Raw genomic sequence first — 5,551 nt, 5'->3', positions numbered from 1 at the left:
ACGTATATTAAGTATTTGTAGAAAGATTTTTATTATTCAGTATAATTTTAGCTATCAACTTGGAACCCTATATATGGATGCAATCTATAACTTAAATTTATACATCAAATTTTTGTTATCAGTTGAGAAAAATAAGTGCAAATATATTTAGTTAAAGAAATTATGAATTTAGGATGAAAATGGCAACCACTTTCTGAAAATGATTTTAAAAAATCTATCAATATAATTTGATTTGAAAGTTTATAAAAACATACGTTGAGAATTACTAGGAACGAAGTGAATAGTAATAACCACAACTGTTAACTATTCACTCTTAACTTTTAACTAAAATAATTTGTTAGTTATTGAAAAAATATTAATTTGAGTTTTCTCATTTGATAAATGAATAATTTTAAGAGTCAACTTGGAACCCTATAAATGTATTTACTTTTTAACCAATACACATAATACCATTAACAATAATTTTTTAACAATTTTTTTTCAAACTGTATAAATCATCTATATTTAATATATGTTCAAAATTTTTTAAATTTTTATCTTGTTTTTTTCGACAAAACCCGTATAATATAATCTTGTAGCCACTAAATTATTAACAAATTGTAAACTTTGTAAAGGAGGAAATAAAATGTCATCAAATAATAATAATAAAAAATTATCTTTAACTGCACTAATATTAATGATATTTACTTCAGTTTATGGCTTTAATAATATGCCAAGATCATTTTACTTAATGGGATATGGTGCTATACCATTCTACATAATTTCATCTTTAATATTTTTTATTCCATTTGCATTTATGATAGCAGAATATGGAGCAGCATTTAAAAATGAAAAAGGTGGTATTTTTTCTTGGATGGAAAAATCAGTAGGACCTAGATATGCTTTTGTTGGAACTTTTATGTGGTACACATCAGCAATAATTTGGATGGTTAATATATCATCTACTATTTGGATTCCACTTTCTACAGCTATTTCTGGAGTTGATAAGACTTCAACTTGGACTATATTGGGATTGAGCTCTCCTAAAACCCTTGGAATTTTAGGAATTTTATTAATAATACTTATAACTTTTATATCTACAAAGGGGTTAGATAAAATAAAAAAAGTTACTTCTATAGGTGGTACTGCTGTTGCATTACTTAATATTTTACTTATAGGTGGAGCTATAATTGTATTAATAGGCAATGGTGGAAAACTTGCTCAACCAATAGATTCACTTTCATCATTTATTTCTTCACCAAATCCAGCTTATACTAGCCCTATATCTATTCTGTCATTCTTAGTTTTTGCAATTTTTGCATTTGGTGGAATAGAAGTTGTTGGTGGTCTTGTTGATGAGACAGAAAATGCTGAAAAAAACTTTCCAAAAGGTTTAACTTTTTCAGCTATAGTTATAGCTGTTGGTTATGCTATTGGCCTATTTTGTATAGGAATATTCACTAATTGGGATAAAACATTATCTTCTGATGTAGTTAATAAAGCCAATGTTGGTTACATAGTAATGAATAACCTAGGATATACTCTTGGAACAACATTTGGTGCTAGTGAAGCAGTATCAATATCAATTGGTAACTGGATTGCTAGGTTTGTTGGACTTTCCATGTTACTTGCATTATTTGGAGCATTTTTTACTATGACATATGCACCAGTAAAACAATTAATAGAAGGTTCTCCAAAAGGATTATTCAACGATAAAATATCTAAAGTTGAAAATGGAATACCTGTAACTGCAATGAAGGTTCAAGCCGTTGTTGTAATTGTAATAATTGCATTAGTATCTTTCGGAGGAGATGCCGCTACTAAATTCTTTGATATATTAATAGCTATGACAAATGTTGCAATGACTATACCTTATATGTTCTTAGCAGGTGCTTTTATATCATTTAAAAGAAAAGATGAAATTAAAAAGCCATTTGTAATGTTTAAAAGTAAATCAGTATCTTTAATATTAACTATAATTGTTACAGCTACTGTTGGCTTTGCAAATATATTTTCTATAATAGAACCTGCTATTAATGATGACTATGTCACTTCAATATTCAGTTTAGCAGGACCATTAATATTTACAGTAGTTGCATTAATCTTATATTCAAATTACGATAAAAAAAAGAAGGCTAATAAACTGTAAAACAAAAACATTGACAACTAATGTCAATGTTTTTTTGTTTGATTTATTGGTAATATTAATGTGAATTTACTCCCCTTACCTAATTCACTTTCAACTTTTATTTCTCCATTATGAAGTTCTATTATTTGTTTAGTTACAGTCAATCCAAGACCACTTCCACCATGTTCTTCCGTACTTTTGCTGTAGGTCTGAGAAAATCTATTAAATATACTTTCATGATATTTTTTATCTATTCCTATACCAGTATCTTTAATATCTATATATACTTTATAACTATCAGTCCAAACAATAACTTCTATCTTTCCACCTTTTTCAGTAAATTTCACTGCATTTCCAATTAAATTAATTAAACACCTCTCTATTGTATCTACATCACATTCAATTTCAAATTCTTCTATCTCTGGATCTATAATTAATTCTATACCATTATTTTCTACAAAATTTTTCATTGAAAGTGCTAGTTCCTCAACTATATAAATAATATCTACTTTTGCTATATGTAACTTATATTCTCCAGCTTCTATTCTTGAAGTATCTATTATATTATTTATAAGCCTTAATAACCTTTTAGAATTTCTTTGTAAAACTAACATATATTCCTCTAATTTATTTCTACTTATTCCCTCACTAGACTGATTAAAATTAGTTATTAATTGTACTGATGATAAAATTAAATTTAAGGGTGTTCTTAGTTCATGAGATAAATTAACGAAATAGTTGTTTTTATATTTTTCAACTTCAATAACTTGTTTATATAATTCTTCATTCTCTGCAAATTTAATATTAAGTTGATGAGTTCTCTCAAATATTATGGATTCTAAAATTTTCACATAATTCCATGCTATATATATAATTAGTAAAATTACCAACAAATATATTAGATAGGCCCATCCAGACTTCCAAGGTGGATTCAATATTTTTATATTAAGTTCTGTAGGATTACTCCAATTACCATTTGAACTTCTTGCTGTAACTAAAAACTTATAGTTTCCTGGTGGAATATTTGTATACTTTGCATAGTTTCTATTTTCTGAATCTATCCAATCATCGTCTAGACCTTGCAATTTGTAATAATATGTTGTTTGTGCAGTGTTTTTAAAGTCAGGTAAAAAAAACTCAAAATTTAAATAGTTCTCATCGTATTTTAATTCAATATTTTTTGTTATATTTATATCTTTTGTATTAAATTTTAAACTTTCAATTTTAACCTTTGCAGTATAATCAGGCTTATTTATATTCTTTGGATAAAAGCTATTAAATCCACTTGTCCCTCCAAAAAACATCTCACCATTTTTACTTTTAAAATAAGAATATGTATTAAATTCTTTATTCTGTAATCCATCTGTTATATCAAAAACTGTAAAGCTATCTCTTTCAATATTATATTTACAAATTCCATTGTTTGTACTTATCCAAGGATTCTTATCATCATCAATTAAAATTCCATATGTAAAATTATTTGAAAGACCATTTTTATCATTATACGTTATAAATTTTTCATTTTTTATGTTAAATTTATTTATTCCGTAACTAGTTGCAATCCATAAATTACCTATGCCATCTCCAGTTATGCATTTTATAGCATTAAAACTTATTGTATTCGATTCACCTTTTATATGAATATAGTTTTTAACTTCCTCCGTATCCCTATTATATTTTACTATTCCTCCATCTATAGATGTCCCAAACCATATATTCCCATATTCATCTTCATATATTGACGTTATAGACTTGTCCATTATATTATTATCATTAAATATGTATGAGTAGTCTTTAAAATTCCCATTTGAGTCTAATGTGCATACTCCATTTGTTGTCCCAATCCAAAGGATTCCTTTATTATCAATAAAAAGTGATCTAACATCATTATTTATTAGACTATTTTCATTGTCCTCATGATAGTAACTAGTAAATTTTCCAGTATTTTTATTAAATTTATTTAATCCATTAGCTGTAGCTATCCATATCTCGTTACCTTTACCTGTAATTTGCCATATTTGATTGTCACTTATGGATTTTATATCATCTTTTTTAAATACTTTAATAGAATTATTGTACCTATCTAAAACATTTAATCCATCATTTTTTGTACCTAACCAAATTAACCCATCATCATCTTCATATATTCCTGAAACTTGATCTGAACTTAAAGTCTCCTCCATCATAGGAATCCTTTTATAGTGTGTAAATAACTTATTAGGATTAAAAATGCTAATTCCTCCATAGGTTCCTACCCATATTAATCCGGATTTGTCTTGGGTAATTGATAACACATTATCACTCACTAAACTTTGACTATCATAATAATTGTTTTTATAAGTTATAAAATTATTATCTTTAATGTTTATTAATCCATTATCACTGCCAATCCACATATTTTCTGAATCATCTTTAAATATACTACTTATGTTCCCATTTAAATCCTCATAATTATATTTGCTCATTTTATTAGTTTTTATATTTAATTCAAATAATCCATTTTCTTTTGTTCCTATAAAAATTTTTTCATTATCGTTGTACACTTTAGTTATATATGTACCATTTACTAAATCATTATTATATCTTATAAGTTTGTTATTTTTGACTTCAAACTTGTTTAATCCATTATTTGTACTTATCCATATATCACCGTTTATATCCTTACATATACTAGTTATAAAATCACTACTTAACGAGTTAATATTATTTATTTCATTAAAAAATTTATCTACTTTTTTAGTTTTTTTATCTATTATATTTAATCCATTTTCTGTAGCCACCCATATTTTTTCATTACTATCTTCCATTATATCAATAATCTTATAATGTGATAAATCACTGTATGCATTATATGTTTCTAAAACTTTACCATCTTTACTTATTTTATTTATCCCTCGCGAAGTACCTATCCATAGATATCCTTCTGCATCTTCAAATATATCAGATATACAATTGGAATTTATACTTATATTTTCTTCATCATATCTATATACATAAAACTGATGTCCATCATATCTATTTAGTCCGTCATCTGTTCCTATCCAAATATATCCCTCACTATCTTGAAATATTACATTCACTGATGATTGAGATAAACCATCATCTACTGTTATATTTTCAAAATTTAATTTATGAATTTCTGTTTCTCCATAAACAGAATAATTCTTTATACAAAATATAATTAAAAATATAAAAATCATTATAATTTTTTCTTTCATATCAAACTCCTTTTAATAAAATTACTCTATCTAAGTATTTGAATATTCAAATCAACATTCTATTACAAACTTTATAATTATATTATAGTATTTTTATTACATATACTTGTACTTTTACTAATAAAATTTAATAATTTTTTAAATTTTACTAGGACGTGTCTGAAAACAAAATATCTAAAACTTATTTAGATAAAACAAAAATAGCAGCAATATAAACAAATGCGAG

2 protein-coding genes are annotated in these 5,551 nt (G+C 25.6%); one reads left to right on the top strand and one right to left on the bottom strand.

Annotated features, from left to right (window positions below; translation table 11 throughout):
- The first annotated feature begins 625 nt into the window (after window positions 1–625).
- On the top strand, window positions 626–2,128 hold the full coding sequence (gene yjeM, locus AZI32_RS16650; RefSeq protein ID WP_061997039.1) for a glutamate/gamma-aminobutyrate family transporter YjeM: 1,503 nt from the start codon (window positions 626–628) through the stop codon (window positions 2,126–2,128).
- A 23-nt stretch (window positions 2,129–2,151) separates the two neighbouring features.
- On the opposite strand, the gene AZI32_RS16645 is transcribed toward yjeM, so the two are convergent.
- Window positions 2,152–5,325 (bottom strand): sensor histidine kinase, encoded by a 3,174-nt coding sequence (locus tag AZI32_RS16645; protein WP_061997037.1) that lies wholly within the window; start codon window positions 5,323–5,325, stop codon window positions 2,152–2,154.
- Between the last annotated feature and the right edge of the window lie 226 nt (window positions 5,326–5,551).

This window comes from Clostridium sp. ATCC 25772 (assembly GCF_001573875.1).
GTDB lineage: Bacteria > Bacillota > Clostridia > Clostridiales > Clostridiaceae > Clostridium_J > Clostridium_J senegalense.
Note: the sequence above shows the minus strand (reverse complement) of the source record. Positions and strands in the feature narration are given on the sequence as shown.

Coding starts and splice junctions, on each gene's coding strand:
- yjeM (WP_061997039.1), top strand. CDS start 626: ATGTCATCAAATAATAATAATAAAAAATTATCTTTAACTGCACTAATA.
- AZI32_RS16645 (WP_061997037.1), bottom strand. CDS start 5,325: ATGAAAGAAAAAATTATAATGATTTTTATATTTTTAATTATATTTTGT.